Annotated in this window: 11 protein-coding genes and 1 riboswitch; of the genes, 3 read left to right on the top strand and 8 right to left on the bottom strand. The window is 62.2% G+C overall.

Features of this window, described 5'->3' with window-relative positions; translation table 11 throughout:
* Nucleotides 1-155: 155 nt before the first annotated feature.
* From K3152_RS12605 to K3152_RS12595, 3 genes are all read right to left on the bottom strand, one after another.
* Nucleotides 156-500, bottom strand: a complete 345-nt coding sequence (locus K3152_RS12605) for an HPF/RaiA family ribosome-associated protein (RefSeq protein WP_221574492.1) — start codon at nucleotides 498-500, stop codon at nucleotides 156-158.
* Nucleotides 501-726: 226 nt separating this feature from the next.
* Entirely contained in the window at nucleotides 727-942 is a 216-nt protein-coding gene (locus tag K3152_RS12600) for a hypothetical protein (protein ID WP_221574491.1), read from the bottom strand.
* A gap of 62 nt (nucleotides 943-1,004) precedes the next feature.
* Nucleotides 1,005-1,217: a cold-shock protein gene (locus K3152_RS12595; protein ID WP_221574490.1), complete on the bottom strand. Its 213-nt coding sequence runs from the start codon at nucleotides 1,215-1,217 to the stop codon at nucleotides 1,005-1,007.
* 213 nt (nucleotides 1,218-1,430) lie between these two features.
* Between K3152_RS12595 and K3152_RS12590 the strand changes: the two genes are divergently transcribed.
* The gene (locus K3152_RS12590) at nucleotides 1,431-1,889 is read left to right on the top strand and encodes a YaiI/YqxD family protein (RefSeq protein ID WP_221574489.1); all 459 of its coding nucleotides are present in this window, start codon (nucleotides 1,431-1,433) and stop codon (nucleotides 1,887-1,889) included.
* Nucleotides 1,890-1,944: 55 nt separating this feature from the next.
* Entirely contained in the window at nucleotides 1,945-2,379 is a 435-nt protein-coding gene (locus K3152_RS12585; RefSeq protein ID WP_221574488.1) for a hypothetical protein, read from the top strand.
* A 117-nt stretch (nucleotides 2,380-2,496) separates the two neighbouring features.
* On the opposite strand, the gene K3152_RS12580 is transcribed toward K3152_RS12585, so the two are convergent.
* From K3152_RS12580 to thiC, 3 genes are read right to left on the bottom strand one after another with little or no spacing between them, the layout of a single operon-like run.
* Entirely contained in the window at nucleotides 2,497-3,084 is a 588-nt protein-coding gene (locus tag K3152_RS12580; protein WP_221574487.1) for a DUF2199 domain-containing protein, read from the bottom strand.
* Nucleotides 3,084-3,467 carry a hypothetical protein gene (locus K3152_RS12575; protein WP_221574486.1) on the bottom strand — a complete coding sequence of 128 codons (384 nt, stop codon included), beginning with the start codon at nucleotides 3,465-3,467 and terminating at the stop codon, nucleotides 3,084-3,086. Before K3152_RS12575 ends, K3152_RS12580 begins: the two co-directional genes overlap by 1 nt.
* Complete coding sequence (thiC, locus tag K3152_RS12570) at nucleotides 3,464-5,362, bottom strand: phosphomethylpyrimidine synthase ThiC (RefSeq protein ID WP_221574485.1); 1,899 nt, start codon at nucleotides 5,360-5,362, stop codon at nucleotides 3,464-3,466. Before thiC ends, K3152_RS12575 begins: the two co-directional genes overlap by 4 nt.
* 34 nt (nucleotides 5,363-5,396) lie before the next feature.
* Nucleotides 5,397-5,505, bottom strand: a riboswitch (TPP riboswitch).
* A gap of 144 nt (nucleotides 5,506-5,649) precedes the next feature.
* Here thiC and K3152_RS12565 point away from each other — a divergent pair.
* Nucleotides 5,650-8,625, top strand: a complete 2,976-nt coding sequence (locus K3152_RS12565) for a hypothetical protein (RefSeq protein ID WP_221574484.1) — start codon at nucleotides 5,650-5,652, stop codon at nucleotides 8,623-8,625.
* 70 nt (nucleotides 8,626-8,695) lie between these two features.
* Here K3152_RS12565 and K3152_RS12560 read toward each other — a convergent pair whose 3' ends face one another.
* Together K3152_RS12560 and K3152_RS12555 are read right to left on the bottom strand one after the other, a co-directional pair.
* Nucleotides 8,696-12,400, bottom strand: a complete 3,705-nt coding sequence (locus K3152_RS12560; protein ID WP_221574483.1) for a calcium-binding protein — start codon at nucleotides 12,398-12,400, stop codon at nucleotides 8,696-8,698.
* Nucleotides 12,401-12,572: 172 nt separating this feature from the next.
* Nucleotides 12,573-16,670 carry a calcium-binding protein gene (locus K3152_RS12555; protein WP_221574482.1) on the bottom strand — a complete coding sequence of 1,366 codons (4,098 nt, stop codon included), beginning with the start codon at nucleotides 16,668-16,670 and terminating at the stop codon, nucleotides 12,573-12,575.
* Between the last annotated feature and the right edge of the window lie 19 nt (nucleotides 16,671-16,689).

Here is a 16,689-nt window from a genome sequence, read left to right as displayed (position 1 = left end):
GATAGGTCCCTTTTTCTTTCGTAGAATAAGCGCGATGCAGCCGGCTCACCCGGCTGCTGCTTCAAGTTACGAACGATAGAGACATTCGGATGTTTCGAAATCCGGCGTAACTATGGCGAAGCGCGCCTCATACGGGACGAGCCGCGCCCCAGTTCTTACATCACCTTGTCGGGACGTGCGTCATGCTTGTGCTTGTCGCCCTTGCCGAAATGGCGCTCGAGGCGCTGAGCCAGCGTGTTGGCTGCCTTGCCGGCGGCATCGTCGACCTTGGCCGCATGGGCGGTCACCCCGATGGGCTTGCCCCCGCTCGGCCTTGCCTCGATCGTGCAGGCCTTGTCGTCGCCCCCGCCCTTGGCACCGTTCTCGTCGCGCACATGGATTTCGAGCCGGGTCAGCCGGCCTTCGAAACGCGAGAGCTTGTCGCGCACACGGGCCTCGATACGCTCGGCCACGTTCTCGGTGCCCATGACGCTGCTGTCGGAGTTGAACTGGACCTGCATTGGGAACTCTCCTTTGTTATCTTTCCTTCCCAACGATCGATATGGGGTTCCGCTCCCCGAATTTCGAGCGATTTCGCATCCCCAATCCAACAGGATGGAACGGATGGAACACGGTCCAGCGCGGAAACCTCCGTCGGGCCACGGGCCGCGGAATCCTGCGCAAATCATGAAGGTCGGACAGCATCATGCGAGGGGCGTAACGCGCACCTCATACTGTAGGAAAGAGCTAGGCTTCGAGCGCCCCTGCCGCCTCGCGGGCTTCACGCTTTTCGCGTTCGACCTTCACGCGCGCTTCGGCCACGCCGCGGGCGTGTTCGGCCAGCTCTTCCCACGATTTCGCCGCGCGCAGTTCGCGATCCCGGACATTGTCGAGCGTCGCGGCATCGGCGGCCTTGCGGGCCTCGTCGGCGCGGGCGGCGTAGAATTCGTAAGTCTGGGCCATGGGGGCTCCGGGGCAGGAGGGTGGCTCCCCTCCCGCACTCGTCGGGAGGGGAGACCGGATAATCAGTCGGCAGCCGAGAGGTTCACGGCGCTTTCCTTGCCGTTGCGGCCCTGCTCGACTTCGTAGTTGAGGCGCTGTTCCTTATCGAGCGTCTGCATGCCGGCGGCCTGCACGGCGCTGATGTGGACGAAGCTGTCGGCAGAGCCGTCGTCGGGCTGGATGAAGCCATAGCCCTTGTCGGTGTTGAAGAATTTTACGGTGCCAGTCTTGGCCATGATCGGTTCCTTTCGAGAACGCTAAAGGTTGCCGCCGCGCGACATACGCGCCGGTCGTGCATCAAATCGTCCGAAGAAAGGAAATCGTCGCCTGGTTTGCGCCGGGGCCATCTAAGGCAAGCGGCGGTCTTCAAATCTCGACATCCGTCGCAAATTTCGACGTCAGCAAGGGCTGGGTAGCACGGGAGTGCCGAAACGCCTAACGATTGCTGCATGAGCGATCCCGTCACCATACTCGTCGACGCCGATGCCTGCCCGGTGAAGGAGGAGGTCTACCGCGTGGCGCAGCGCCACAAGGCGCATGTCCGCGTGGTCAGCAACAGCCCCTTCCGCGTGCCGGTGAGCGAGCGTGTGAAGCGCGTGGTGGTCTCGGACGGCTTCGATGCCGCGGATGACTGGATTGCCGATAATGCGGGGCCGCGCAGCGTAGTCATCACCGCCGACATCCTGCTGGCCGAACGCTGCCTAAAGGCGGGCGCAAACGTCCTGCGCCACAATGGCAAACCCTTCGACGCCGCCAGCATCGGCAGCGCCATCGCCACCCGCGCGATCATGGAGGACCTACGCGCCGGGATGGACGGAGTTGGCGGAGGCCCGCCGCCGTTCAGCAAGGCGGACCGGTCGAACTTTCTACAAGCGCTGGACCGGGTGCTGGTGAAATTGGGCAAGTGATGCCCCCACGCTTGGGCGTTGACGAACCCTGTGTATTGTGTAAGCAATACACCCTATGAAACGCTTGCTGGCCATCCTTGTCGCCCTTGTCTTCCTCGCCTCCGGGCTCATCCGGATAGGTGTGAGCGGGCTGATGATCGGACAGGCGGCCGAATGGTGGAATTTTGGCGGAGAAGCGGTCGAGGCGCTGGCCGACACACGCGCCTTTTTCGGCTCGGCAGAGGTCAACCTCGTCGGCTTCTCGGTGCCCGCCTATTTCGCCTATATCGGGGCAATGGGAATGGTCGTCTCGATCGGCGCGATCGGTGCCCTTCTGCGCCGGAGCTGGGGCCTCGGCTGGCTCGCCGCCTATACCGCGATGCATGCGGCGCTCTTCGTGAACTTCTGGACGGTCAATCCGAAGCTGTGGCTGGTTCTGCTGGCGGTTGCCGGTATCGGTGTGATTAGGTGGGGGAACTCAGCCAAATTCACGCCGCGCGCGATGCGGTGAAGAAGGAAGCGCTGCGCAAGGCGGGCATCGGCTATCACGAGATCGTCGCCGGCCACACCACGCCGAGCGAACTCAGGGCGCTGGTGGAGAAGCTGGTTCCGGTGGGGTAGCCCTGCTTCAGCCTTCAGTTGCGGCTGGTGCGTGGCCGTAGTGGCCGAATACCTCCAACATCCGCTCGGCTGTGATGCCCTCGGATTGCGCGATCGCTAGTGGATGCTCCTCGTCCTGCACCCATAGCATCGGGCGCTGGCGTCCAGGCTGCGGCTGGACGATCACTCCTAGCGGCTCCGCCCCCGGCGCGAGGTCCGCAAGCCGGTTCATCAGCCAACCGGTCCATTGCGGCGCGTCCGGGTACTCACCGGCGTCGAAGCCGTCGATATATTTGTCGAAATTCGTCTCGCTCAGTGTGCTCCAGCATCCGAATGCGAACTCGCCGGGCACGCCGATCACCGACACGGGAAGGATCGCGCGCACCATGAAGTGCTTGCCGCCAAGGATACAGAAGTCCTCAGACAGGAAATCGCCATCGAAGCGCAAATCGCCGTTCTGCTCGTAGGCTACCTCGTGCGGCCACGGATCGGGTGCAAAAGCGGCAAGGTCGAAGGGCCACCTATGCCACTCGTCACAGCTGACGCACTTCCATTTCCCCGACGCGAGCTGATCGGCAGCGCTGACGCGCTTCTGCTTGCCGAACCCGAAGACCATTAACCGACCCCCTCCGTGCCGAGCCAATCGCGTAGCCGCGCTTCCGTGTCTTCCGTCACCACGATCTCCAAGCTGACTTCCTCGCCTGTCGGATCGCTATAACCGCCCCAGCCGATATCAATCCCGCGTGACCGCGCCTGTGCGAGGAGCTCGGCGATTTCCGGTTCGCCTTCGATCTCCGCGCGATAAGCCTCGGAAACCTGCTTGTACGTCTCCTGACTCACACTTGGCGGCAACTTGATCCCGGTGAGAAAGATGCGCGGGTAATTCCCGTCAAGAGCGCACCGACACTCTCGATAGGCCGCAGAGAGGCGCTGGCGAACATCTATTGCCCACTCTTCGCACGGGAAGGCGCGGTACTTGCTGAAGTCGATGTCGCTCACTTGCTGGGCATGTAGAGATCGCCGCCCTCGCGGTACTTCTCGGCCATTTCCTCCATGCCTTCCTGCGCGACCTCGCGTTCGTCCTCGCCGGTCTCGCGCTTGATGTTCTCGCTCGCCAGATAGCTGTCCGAGTTCTGCTTCGCCGCAAAGTCACGCACTTCCTGCGTGATCTTCATCGAGCAGAATTTCGGGCCGCACATCGAGCAGAAGTGGGCGGTCTTGGCGCCTTCTGCGGGGAGGGTCTGGTCGTGGTATTGCTCGGCCGTGTCGGGGTCGAGGCTGAGGTTGAACTGGTCGCGCCAGCGGAATTCGAAGCGCGCCTTGCTCAATGCGTCGTCGCGGACCTTGGCGGCCGGATGGCCCTTGGCGAGGTCGGCTGCGTGGGCGGCGAGTTTGTAGGTCACCACGCCCACTTTCACATCGTCGCGGTCGGGCAGGCCGAGGTGTTCCTTGGGCGTGACGTAGCAGAGCATGGCGGTGCCGTACCAGCCGATCTGCGCCGCGCCGATGCCGCTGGTGATGTGGTCGTAACCCGGCGCGATATCGGTTACGAGGGGCCCGAGCGTGTAGAAGGGCGCTTCGCCGCAGGCTTCGAGCTGCTTGTCCATGTTCTCCTTGATCTTGTGCATCGGCACGTGGCCGGGGCCTTCGATCATCACCTGCACGTCCTGCTCCCAGGCGCGCTTGGTGAGTTCGCCCAGCGTGTAGAGCTCGGCGAACTGGGCTTCGTCATTGGCGTCGGCGATACTGCCGGGGCGCAGGCCGTCGCCCAGCGAATAGGCGATATCATAGGCCTTCATGATCTCGGTGATCTCGTCGAAGCGTTCGTAGAGGAAGCTTTCCTTGTGATGCGCGAGGCACCATTTCGCCATGATCGAGCCGCCGCGCGACACGATGCCGGTGACGCGTTTCGCGGTCATCGGGACATAGGGCAGGCGCACGCCGGCGTGGATGGTGAAATAGTCGACGCCCTGTTCGGCCTGTTCGATCAGCGTGTCGCGGAAGATTTCCCAGGTCAGGTCCTCGGCAATGCCGCCGACTTTCTCCAGCGCCTGGTAGATCGGCACGGTGCCGATGGGGACGGGGCTGTTGCGGATGATCCATTCGCGCGTGTCGTGGATGTTGCGGCCAGTCGAAAGGTCCATGACCGTATCCGCGCCCCAGCGGATCGACCAGACCATCTTGTCGACCTCTGCCGCCACGTCGGATGCCACGGCGGAGTTGCCGATATTGGCGTTGATCTTGACGAGGAAGTTGCGCCCGATCGCCATCGGCTCCGTCTCAGGGTGGTTGATGTTGTTGGGAATGATCGCACGGCCGCGGGCGACTTCGTCACGCACGAATTCCGGCGTCACATAGTCGGGCAACTCGGCGCCCCAGGGCTGGCCATCGTTGCGCGCGGTGAGGCGGGCGGCTTCGTCGCGCAGCATTTCGCGGCCCAGGTTCTCGCGCTCGGCGACATATTCCATCTCGGGCGTGATGATGCCGCGACGGGCGTAGTGCATCTGGCTGACGTTCATGCCCGGCTTGGCGCGCAGCACCTTTTTGGCGACATTGGGGAAGCCGGGGACGCCGCCACTGCGGTCGGGGCCGAGCTGGCCGTTATCTTCGGGCTTCACTTCGCGCGCGTCATATTCCTCGACATCGCCGCGGGCCATGATCCACTCGCGGCGCTTCTGTTCGAGGCCTTTGCGGATGTCGATGGTGGCATCGGGATCGGTATAGGGGCCGGAGGTGTCGTAGACGCGCACGCTGGGTTCACCGCCCTCGAGATCGATCTCGCGCATGGCGACCTGTATGCCGCTGCCCGACTTGGCGCCGACATGGACCTTGCGGCTGCCGCGGATGGGACCGGTGGTGACGCCGATGTCGAATTTGCTGTTGATGTCGGCCATGCGTGCTCTCTCCATAAGGCGGACGGAGAGCGGTTACCTGGCGCCGCTCCACTCCCTCCGCCGATGCTAATCGGTTCAGGTTCGACGGGTCGGAGGGTGCGAGACCTCCCTCTCAGCGCACGCGCGCTCCCCGGGGATGGCGTGCTTTGTAGGCGCAACACGTCGCATCGTCCAGCTTGTCGCGCGCTTACAAGGTTTGACGCAGAACTTGGGGTAAAATCTTAATCAATGCGGGAGGTTAGAGGTCGGGAAGGATTCCCGCGACACCCCGCGAGGGGAGCCTTACCATGTCCATGCCACCTCGTTCCATCCGCCTGACCCTGCTCGCTGGCGCAGCGATGGTCGGGCTTTCAGCCACTCCTGCAAAAGCCGACGAGTGTATTCTCGAATCCAATGACGACCCGAACCAAGCGCCAGACGGAGACGGCTTTGCCGAAGCGGACAACGAATTAACAGCGATCGCGTGTGGCGGCTTTGCCGAAGCAACCGACAGCGACAATGACTTGACGACACCATCCTACGCATCGGCATTCGGCTACGAGGCCGGTGTTTTCGATACGGGCGGCATCGCCATTGGCGCATGGGCAGACGTCAACAGCAATTCCGGCTACAGTATCGCGATTGGATATCAGGCCGCCGCGACCGGCCCCTACTCGGTCGCCATTGGCAATGAGGCTCAGGTAAGCAGCATTTACTCGGTTTCGATTGGCAATGAGGCCAATGCCGCGAGTATTTGGTCGGTCGCGCTTGGGAGTTTTGCTCTTGCTTCCGAAGTATCGACCACGGCCATTGGTGAATCGGCTCAAGCCGTAGCCATCGGCGCCATCGCTATTGGCGCAGACGGCGGGGACGAAGATGAACGCGGTGCATTTGCAGAAGGTCCGACCAGCATCGCGATCGGTATGGACACCCACACCCTCGGGCGGAATGGCATTGCTATCGGCACCAATGCCGAGACGCTCGGCGCGCAAGCGGTCGCACTCGGCGTGTCTTCAAGCGCTAACGGGATCGGCGGAGTTGCGATCGGCCAGATGGCCAGCGCAGATGGCCAAGACTCGCTGTCCCTGGGCGTTTTCTCCAATGCCATCGGCAACAGGAGCATCGCCATCGGCACAGATGCCGAGAACCTCGACGGCATAGGCGCCGTCGCGAATGGTTTATTCGGGATAGCCATAGGCGCGGATGCGAACCAATCGGGCGAACGGAACATCGCGATCGGCGCCAATGCTCTCACCAGCGCACAATATGCGATCTCAATGGGCTATGCGGCTGGAACCGAAGGAATGCGCAGCGTCGCGCTCGGTAGCTTTGCCAATGGCTATGACGATTACACAATCGTCTTGGGCGCAAACGCATTTGCGGGCATCGATGATGAGGATGCCACGAATGCAGCCTACGCCATGGCAATCGGATATGGTGCCCGGGCGGTTGGCCTTCAGTCCGTCTCGCTTGGTCCGCAAACCACAACCAGCGGAGAGGGAGCCATCGCCATAGGCGGCGACAGCGGCGATTTCCAAGAACTCGGTGCACGCGCTTCGGAATATGGCGCCATCGCAATCGGCATGGATTCCATCGCGACAGGCTATGAAGCCATAGCCCAGGGTTCTGCCGCCGAAGCGAACGGTTCAAGCTCCATCGCGATGGGAACCGATGCGGTTTCAGATGGCTCCAGCAGTATTGCTATCGGGTCAAGAGCCACCACCGAAGCAGGTTCCTATGGAGGCATCGCCATAGGCACTAGCACACGCGCAAGCCAATACTACTCGCTCGCCTTGGGCCAACAGGCCAATGCCGCAGAGACAAATGCCATCGCGATCGGCACAGGAGCGCAAGCACTTGCATTCAATGCCATCGCGATCGGCGCCAGTTCGCGCAGCGATGAGGAATTGACGGTTTCTTTCGGCCGCGCCGAGGAAGACCGCAACGGCAATGGGTCAATCGATTTCAACGAGACCGAAATCCTGAGGCGGTTGACCAATGTCGCCGCACCGATCGATGACACCGATGCAGCGACCAAAGCCTATGTTGATGCGGTGATCGGCAGCGCGGGGAGTGATGCCTCCACCGCACTGGACACCGCCAATACAGCACTTGCCGCAGCCAACACGGCGCAGGATGTTGCCGACACTGCCCTCGCGGCGACGGTCGTAAACGCGAATGCTATCTCCGACCTGCAAAGCAGCGCCGCAGCGAATTCTGCCGAACTGGCCCAGTTCGCGACCGGCGCAGCAAGCGGCCTGGCAGGAGCAACGGGCGAATACGCGCTCGCCATCGGCGGGGACGGGCTCGAGGGCGAGGATGCACTCGGCGCCCAGGCTGCCGGGCTCGGCGCGACGGCCATCGGCACCGATGCCAATGCTGCCACCAACCTCTCGGTCGCGCTCGGCTATGGCGCGCAGGCTACAGGGGGACAGGCTTTCGCTCTGGGCAGCCGTGCGCAGGCAACCGAATTCCACGCCATGGCAATCGGCACCGACGCTTCGGCGACAGGTCAGCGAACGCTTGCCCTAGGGCGTGCATCGAGTGCGGCAGGGTTCGGCGCGCTGGCCATGGGTGGCAGTTCCAGTTCCCAGTCGCGCGGCACCGCAATCGGCTATGCGGCAACAGCGGGCTACCAGGGCACGGCAATCGGCGAAGCCTCGGTCGCGACCGGAGCAGGGTCGACTGCGGTGGGCCAGAACGCGCGAGCCACGCTCAATGGCTCGACAGCAATCGGCCAGAACGCGCAAACGACAAACGCCAACCAGATCATGCTCGGCACCAGTGGCACCGCGACGGTCGTGGCCGGGCTGGAAGAAGGCAATGCGCGCCAGCAGGGTGCCATCTACACGGTGACCGCCGATGCCAATGGTGTGCTCGGCCGCACGGCGGTCGCCAGCCAGTCGAGCGTCTCGGCAGGCTTCGATCAGCTGCGCGCGCAGATGAACACTATCGCCGCCGTCACCGACGAGCAGTTTGCCATGCTGTCTGCCGATGTCGCCATGCTGGAAAGCGGGCTTGCGGATACGAACTTCCGGCTCGAGGAACTGGATTCCGCCACGCGCGGCGGGATCGCCTCGGCCATGGCCATGGGCGCACCTGCCATTGCGCCGGGCAAGACCATTTCTCTGGCTGGCTCGGTCGCGAACTATCGCGGCACGCAGGCCTTTGCGGGCAGCCTCACCGGCGCGGTGGCCGAAGACGTCTATGTGACCGTCTCGGCCAGCGGCAACACTGCCGACGGCGATGTGGGCACGCGGGCCAGCGTCCTGTTCGGCTTCTGAAACAGGGCAGCAATTGTAAAGTGGGCCACAGCATTCAAGCTGCGGCCCACTTTTGACATTCCAGTCCTGACTAGATCGCGAAAATATCGAGGCTCAATGGCTCGACCGGCTGGAAGTCGGGCAAGCTCGCCGCAGCCGCCTCCTTGGGCATCTCGGCAGCCTGTTGCAGATAATAGGCTTCGAAATTGGCCGCAGACAGCTGTGTGCCCGCGGTGACCTTGGCGAAGAGAACTGCTGCCCCGCCGCCACTGCCATCGGCGTCGTAGAAAATCTCGCCTGTGGTCTTGTGGTAGATGATGCGGTCGCTGGCATCGGCTGCCGACGAGCCCTCGTGGAAGGCCGATGCCGACAGGACACCCGATTGCGCGATGCCTGCGAAGACATCGCGATCGAGAACGATGCCGTCCTCGCTAACGTTGAAATCGGTGATGGTATCGACATTGCCTGCACCCAGCGCCGTGTTGAAAATGAACACGTCCACACCCGCACCGCCCGTGAGCGTGTCCGAACCCGCGCCGCCCAGCAGGACATCGTAGCCATCTCCGCCGTCGATGACATCCCAGCCGCCATCGCCGAACAGAGTGTCGTCGCCGAAACCGCCGTAAATACGGTCGGCACCGTCGCCGCCTTCGATATAATCATGGCCCGCCTCGCCGAAGAGCTTGTCGTTGCCCGCGCCGCCGTAGATCGCATCGTTCGCATTGCCGCCCTCGATGAAGTCGTTGCCGTCTTCGCCATGGAGGGTGTCCGCGCCGTCTCCGCCGCGCATGAAGTCACTGCCGAGGCCGCCGTACATGGTGTCGACATTGCCTTCGCCGTTCATGGTGTCGTCGCCATCGTCACCATGCATGAGGTCTTCGCCCCAGCCGCCGGACATGGAATCGGCGCCTGCTCCGCCATGGAGTTCGTCGTCTCCCGCCTTGGCGCGGATGATGTCGTCGCCAAGCCCGCCGAAAGCAGTGTCGATACCGCCGCCGCCGATGATCTTGTCGTCGCCGTCGCCGCCGTCGAAGTGGTTATCGCCCAGCCAGCTGAAGAGCTCGTCGTTTCCGGTTCCGCCGATGAGGGTATCATTGCCCTTCCCGCCGTTGAGGAAGTCGTCGTCCGCCCCGCCATCGAGCGTATCGTTACCGACCTGACCGGAGAGGGAATCGAAGCCGTCCCCGCCGAAGAGCGTATCGTCGCCGGCCTGGCCCGACATGGTGTCGTCGCCCGCATAGCCATACATGGAGTTGTTACCCCACAGGCCTTTCAGCGTATCTCCGGCCTCGCTGCCGTAGAAGGACAGCGTGCCGGGGTCCCAGCTGAAATTGGACGTGGTCACAGTACCGATGTCAACGCCTTCGAAGACTGCAATCGTACTGTACCCTCCGAACCCTGAGACATCCACTTCCAACAGGGCATTTTCGCCCTCCTGAACCAGCCTCAGGCTTTGGGTGGTGAAGGGGTTCCATGCGGAGAGGTAACTGAATTTTCGCTCGAAGTAGGCAGCGAAGTCAAAAGTGTCGCCCGCCTCGCCGGTCTCGAAATCGGCTATCACTATGTGGTCTGCCCACTCGCCATAATTCGAGGTGTACCGCAGGATCAAACGGTCCTGGCCAGCACCGCCACTGATGCGATAGTCTGCGCCGCACATCGAGAATGTGATCTCGTCGTTTCCACCACCGCCATAGATTTCGACAGTACCTTGGCCGCTAGTGTACAGAATGGTGTCGTCTCCACCACCAGCATAAATGTAGGTGAGGACGCTGGCCGAATAACGGACGTTCAGTTCGTCATTGCCGGCACCCAGATTGATGAACAGGCTTTCCTGCTCGCCATTGTTGCCATGGCCGATTTCAACAGTATCGTTTCCGGCTCCCGCGTCGATGAAATCGTTTCCGAACCCATTGCCGTAGTCGGTGATGCTGTCATCGCCCGCCCCCCCATAGAGCAAGTCGTTGCCAGCGCCGCCATCGATAATGTCATTGCCGTCTCCGCCGTAGATAATGTCGTCGCTGCCTGCCCCTTCGATGACGTCGTCGCCGCCACCGCCACGGATCGTATCGGCTCCAAATGTCCCAGCTATCACCTCGGCGTCGTCAGAGCCTTCGAAAGTGATGCCTTCCGGGTCGCTGCCATCTGGGTTGTGACCCAGATTATCGGAATTGAAATCGGCTACGTTGGTGTTCTGGAAAACGGCGAAGGGATAGTAATCTTCGGGGTCTCTTCCTCCCGTGTCGCTGTATTCGAGATGTACATCATCCCCCTGCTGGACGAGACGAAAGTTCCCGTTGCGGAAGGGATTGTCCGGCAGGTCCATTTGGCGGCGCAGGTTGTTCCAGAACTCGTCCATGTCGAGAACGTCGCCGCCGGGTGACGTGTCGAAGTCGGTAATCTGGATCGGCCGTTGGTAGACCGTTGAAACCATAGATGCCAGGAAACGGAGCGTATCCGAACCATCTCCCAAGGTAATTTCGTAGCCCCCGGCAGGCAGCAGTTCGATCACATCGTCGCCTGCCCCGCCGTCAATCACGATGCTTGAGGAACTGCTTGTGAAGACGCTTGAGGAAATGACGTCTGCACCTTCTCCGCCAAGCGCGGTGACACTTATGTTTCCGTCGAAATCGAGAAGAATAGTGTCATCGCCGTCGCCGCCGTCCAGAAACGCCTGTTCGGCTTCGTTCTGATAGGGAGACAGGAAGATGCCCAAAGTATCGTTGCCGGCTCCCCCATAAGCTCGGCCGCTGCCTTCACCCAAAGACAAGCCGTCATTTCCTCCACCACCATACAGGATATCGTCACCGGCGGCGCCTATGAGCGAGTCATCCCCACCTTCTCCGTAGAGTGTATCACCGCCATTACCGCCCCACAGGTAGTCGCCCTGAGGGCCGCCAAACATGATGTCATCGCCATCCAGACCCCAAAGGCGGTCTACACCGCCAAGGCCGCGTACGGTGTCCCCGCGCTCTGTGCCGTTATATTCGTCGTCACCCTCGGTTCCCGTCCACGTTTCCCCCGGAACTTGCGAACCATCGGTGGTCCAGCCGAGGTTGTAATAGCCGACTTCGGTCGCTTGCACGTTTTGAAGAGTGATCAGCGTTTCCCACGCTCCAACCTGCCCCAGGTCGAACTGCACAAGAGTGTCGTCGCCCGATTGCACCAGACGTATGAAACCCTGGACAAACGGATTGCTCTCCCTGTCCCAGGCGCTCTCATTCGAGAGGAGGTAGTCGAAATCGATACGATCGCCGTCGATACCAGTCTCGAAGTCTGTAACCGTGATGTCTTCGTCCACAGGCCGGTGTCGGTAGATCTTGGTGAGACGGACCGTATCGATGCCCGCGCCCAGCGTGAGTGTGTAGGTCAACCCTTCGACTGCTACAGAGAAATAATCGTTGCCGTCGCCGCCGTCCGCCGTGACCGTTACCCCGGTCGCACTTCTGCCCTCAAGCGTAAAGCGGTCATCGCCCGTGCCTCCGAGCGCAGTCACATTCGAATTGTTAGAACCGCTGACAGTTATAACGAATGAATCGTTGTCGGCCCCGCCATCGACAAGGACGGTGTCGGAACCCTCACCGTCTCGCCAGACACGCAATGTGTCATCGCCAGCCTCCCCGTAGAAACGGTCATCGCCTTTGTTGGAATACAGGGTGTCGCTACCGTCTCCGCCGTACGCGGTGTCGTTCCCCCTGGTCGAGTTGAGCGTATCGTCACCTGCGAGCAGGTTTACGGTATCGTCCCCGTCGGTATCCCAAAAAAAATCGTCTCCGGCCGTGCCGGTAATATTTGTCATGATTGCGACCCCACAAAAAATTCGACCCGTAACATGCGAGGCGCGCAAGGTTTGTCTAGCCTGTGGTCAGGAATATCACGGGAATGAATGAAGACGTTGCCAAAATACACCGAAGCGACGCCCGAATTTTTTCGCGCGCCGCTTGGCGGTCAAGAATTACGTTGCCGGTGTATTAGAGAACCGGCGTTTCCGCGCCGGTGAGGAAATCTCCCGAGTGCCACGCGGTCCCGCCATCACCCAGTGAAGCCGTTTCTTCGAGGAAATAGGCCTCGATGTTGGAGGCTTCGAGCGCAGAGCCCGGTGTCAGCTTGGCAAACAGGATCTTGGCACCGCTGCCGCTGCCGTCCGCATCGTACCACAGCTGGCCGGTGTTCGCGTCGTAGATGATGCGGTGGCTCGTGCTGGTGGCATTGGTGCCCGCGTGGAACTTGCTCGCAGAGAGCACGCCTTCCGCGCCAATGCCGAAAAATACGCTGAGGTCGAGAACGATGGCGTCTTCGTAGAACCGGAAGTCGCCCAGCTCGTCGACATTGTCGATGCCCAGCGCGGTATCGAAGACGAAAATGTCGACACCCTCGCCGCCCCAAAGGCGGTCCGAACCGCCGCCGCCGAAGATGATGTCGGTCCCCGCGCCGCCGTAAATGCGATCGCCGCGATCGCCGCCGACGAGCAAGTCGTCGCCATCCTCTCCGTAGAGCTCGTCACTTCCGTCGCCGCCGATCAGGAAGTCGTGGCCGCCGCCGCCGTAGATGAGGTCGTTGCCGTCTTCTCCGGCAACATCATCATCGCCAAGACCTGCAAGGATAACGTCGCTTCCGGCCCCGCCGAGGATGAGGTCGGCGCCGTCGCCGCCATCGATTTCGTCATCGTCGGCCCCGCCGTCGATGACATCGTCGCCAGCGCCGCCCGAAAGCGTGTCTTCACCCTCGTCGCCGAACAGCGCGTCCTGCAACAGGCCGCCTTCGAGCAAATCATTGCCCGTGCCGCCATAAAGGACGTCGACACCGTCACCGCCATACAAGCGATCGTTCCCGGCCTCGCCGTGCATCACGTCGTCGCCGTTTTCGCCGTATAGCTTGTCGCCGTTGTCGCCGCCCCAAAGCTCGTCGTTGCCGTCTCCGCCGAAGAGCTGGTCGAGCCCCTCGTCGCCGCGCAGCTGGTCAGCGCCCAGCCCCCCGCGAAGGATATCGTCGCCGAGATTTCCCTCGATGTAATCATTGCCGGCAGAACCATCGACCGTGTCGGCGCCGTCACCGGCATAGATTGAATCATCGCCGTCGCCGCCGTCGATGGTGTCGTTGCCTTCATCGCCCTGGATAAAGTCGATACCGCCGCCACCGAACATGGTGTCGTTGCCAAGGCCGCCGAACATGCGGTCGCCGCCGCCTTCGCCCAGCATGCGGTCGCCGCCTTCGCCGCCATACAGGACGTCGTTGCCCCAGCCGCCGGTGAGGATGTCGTAATCGGCGCCGCCGTGAAGCTCGTCGTCGCCCGACCGGCCACGCAGGACATCCTTGCCAGCGCCGCCATAGGCGATGTCGCTGCCGCTGCCGCCGAGCAGCGTGTCGTTGCCGTCGCCGCCGTCGAAAATGTTGTTGCCCGACGCGCTGTAGAGCTTGTCGTCGCCCGCGCCGCCTTCGAGCCAGTCGTTACCGGAGCCGGCATCCATGACATCGTTGCCGTCCTGGCCGTACATGGTGTCGTCGCCGATGCCGCCGATCAGCTGGTCGTCGCCCATGCCGCCGTCGAGCGTGTCGTCACCGCCCTTGCCGCGCAGGATGTCGTTGCCGGCATAGCCGAACACCTTGTTGTTGCCCCAAAGGCCGTTCAGCGTGTCCGCACCCTCGGTGCCATAGAGCGTGCGGGTGCCCGGGTCGTAGCCGAGGTTGTAGCTGTCGGTGAAGGTGCCGATGTCGACGTTCTTCAGGACGACGATGTTTTCCCAGTTGCCGGTCTTGTAGACATCGAACTGGATGATGGCGTCGCCGCCGACCTGGATGAGCCGTGCGCTCTGGGTCGCGAAGGGATTCCAGGAATTGATGTTGATGTAGCTGGCGTAGGTCAGCGGTTCGAGGTCGAGCCGGTCGCCTTGGGGGCCGACCGTGAAGTCGTTGATGATCACCGCATCGCTATAGCGGCCCTGCTCGATCTGGCCGCCAAAGCGGACGAGGTCTGCGCCTCCACCAAGCGTGAATTCATAGGTCGATCCGGTGAGGAAGATTTCGAAGGTGTCGTCGCCGCCACCGCCATTCATCACGGCATGGCCCTGGCGTGCGGCATACCACACGTAATCATTGCCAGCGCCGCCATAAACGAGGTTGCGGGCCGAACCGGACTGGTAAACATAGAGCGTGTCATTGCCCGACCCGAGGACGATGCCCAACTGCTCGTCAGGGCCTGCGACCGAGTGGATGATGGTGACGACGTCGTCGCCATCGCCGGCATCGATGAAGTCGTTGCCGATGCCATTGCCCCAGTCGTCGATGGTATCGTTGCCGGCGCCGCCGTAGATGGTGTCGGCTCCGTCGCCCCCGTCGATCGTATCGTTGCCGCCACCGGCGTAGATGACATCGTCACCGTCATAGGCGCGAATCCAGTCGTCTCCGCCCATGGCATAAATTGTGTCGCTCCCCGGCGTCCCTTCGTAGACGTCGGGGCCGGAGGTCCCCGACCAGACCTCGCCCGGGGGATAGCTGCCGTCGGGCGCGAAGCCGAAGTTGAAGCTCGTGAACGCGCTCGCCTGGGTGTTCTCGAAGCGGACGATGGCCTCGTACATATCTGGCGCGTTGACACCGCCATAGCTGTATTCGAGCACGGTATCGCTGCCGTCCTGCCGCAGGCGCATGTATTCGCCGCGGAAGGGGTTGCTCTGGCCGTCCCAGCTCTGGTCGAAGTAAGAGAGCACTTCGGAAAAATCGAGCGTGTCGCCCGCGTCACCGGCGACGAAATCCGTGATGACCACACCGCCGGCCAGATTGCCGAAGCCGCTGGTCAGGCGCACCGTATCGGTGCCGGTGCCAAGCGTAATCCTCGACCCGACGCCGAAGGGCGAAACCTCGACCAGATCGTTGCCTGCGCCGCCATCGGCGTTGACCTGTCCGAAGCTGCCACTGATTTGGAGCGTATCGGCTCCGTCTCCGCCGAACATGTTTATGGTTGTGCCGCCGTCGGAGATGGCGACCACCAAGTCGTCGCCTCCCCCGCCGTAAAGCCGGGCGACGTCCTCGAAGCTGGCGTTGAAATCGTGATTGGCGGTCAGAGTGTCATTTCCGCCGCCGCCATAGGCCACGTCCGTCCCGGTCCCGACCGAGATGATGTCGTTGCCGCCTTCGCCGTAGATAAGGTCGTCGCCCGCCTCGCCGAACAGGCGGTCGTGCCCTGCTCCTCCAAGGATGGCATCATCGCCGAATCCACCGCCGATGATGTCGTCGCCGCCCATGCCGCGCAGGTCGTCGTTATAGTCCGTGCCCTGCCGGACATCATTGCCTTCCGTACCGACCCAGATTTCGCCCGGGATGGGGCTGCCGTCGGGCGTGTAGCCTAGGTTCTGGTAAGTGAAGTCGCCGAGCTGCGTATCCTTGAAGGTGATGAACGTCGTCCACGCGCCTTCCTGCCACTGGTCGATCTGGAGCAAGGTATCGGCGCCCGATTGGACCAGCTGCATGTATCCTTGCGCGAACGGGTTTTCCTGCGCAGACCCGAAAAGCATCTCGAGGAACTCGCGCATGTCCAGCACATCGCCGTTGGCGCCCGTCTCGAAGTCGGTGACAGTGATCAATTCGGCAAGGTCGTAGCCGCCCGAGCCTTGCAGGTGGATCGTGTCCACGCCCGCGCCGAGCGTGAGCGTATAGACAAGGCTGTCAATCTCGAGGTTGAAGACATCCGCGCCGTCCCCTCCGTCGGCGATGATGGTCCCGCCCCAGCCCGAGGCGTAGAACGTGTCGTCACCCAAGCCGCCTATCAGAGTGACTATCGAGCCGTTGGAGATATTGGCTTCGAGGAAATCGTTTCCGGCCCCCGCATCGAAACGGATCGTGCTGGCCGGCTCGCCGTAATAGCGCAGGGCATAGAGCAGATCGTTGCCGCCGCCGCCGAAGAACCGGTCGTCGCCGGCGTAGGAGGAGAGGGTATCGTCACCGCCCTCGCCGTAAGCGACATCATCACCTTCGCTGCTGGAGAAGGTGTCGTTACCCGCACCGCCCTTGACCACGTCGTCTTCCGGCGTGTCCACGAGATTGTCGTTGCCCGACGTTCCATCGATCTGTGCCATGCGACCCTAACCCCTCCGA

This window comes from Qipengyuania polymorpha, from assembly GCF_019711435.1.
Classification (GTDB): Bacteria; Pseudomonadota; Alphaproteobacteria; order Sphingomonadales; family Sphingomonadaceae; genus Qipengyuania; species Qipengyuania polymorpha.
This window is presented reverse-complemented; position numbering and strand designations above follow the sequence as displayed.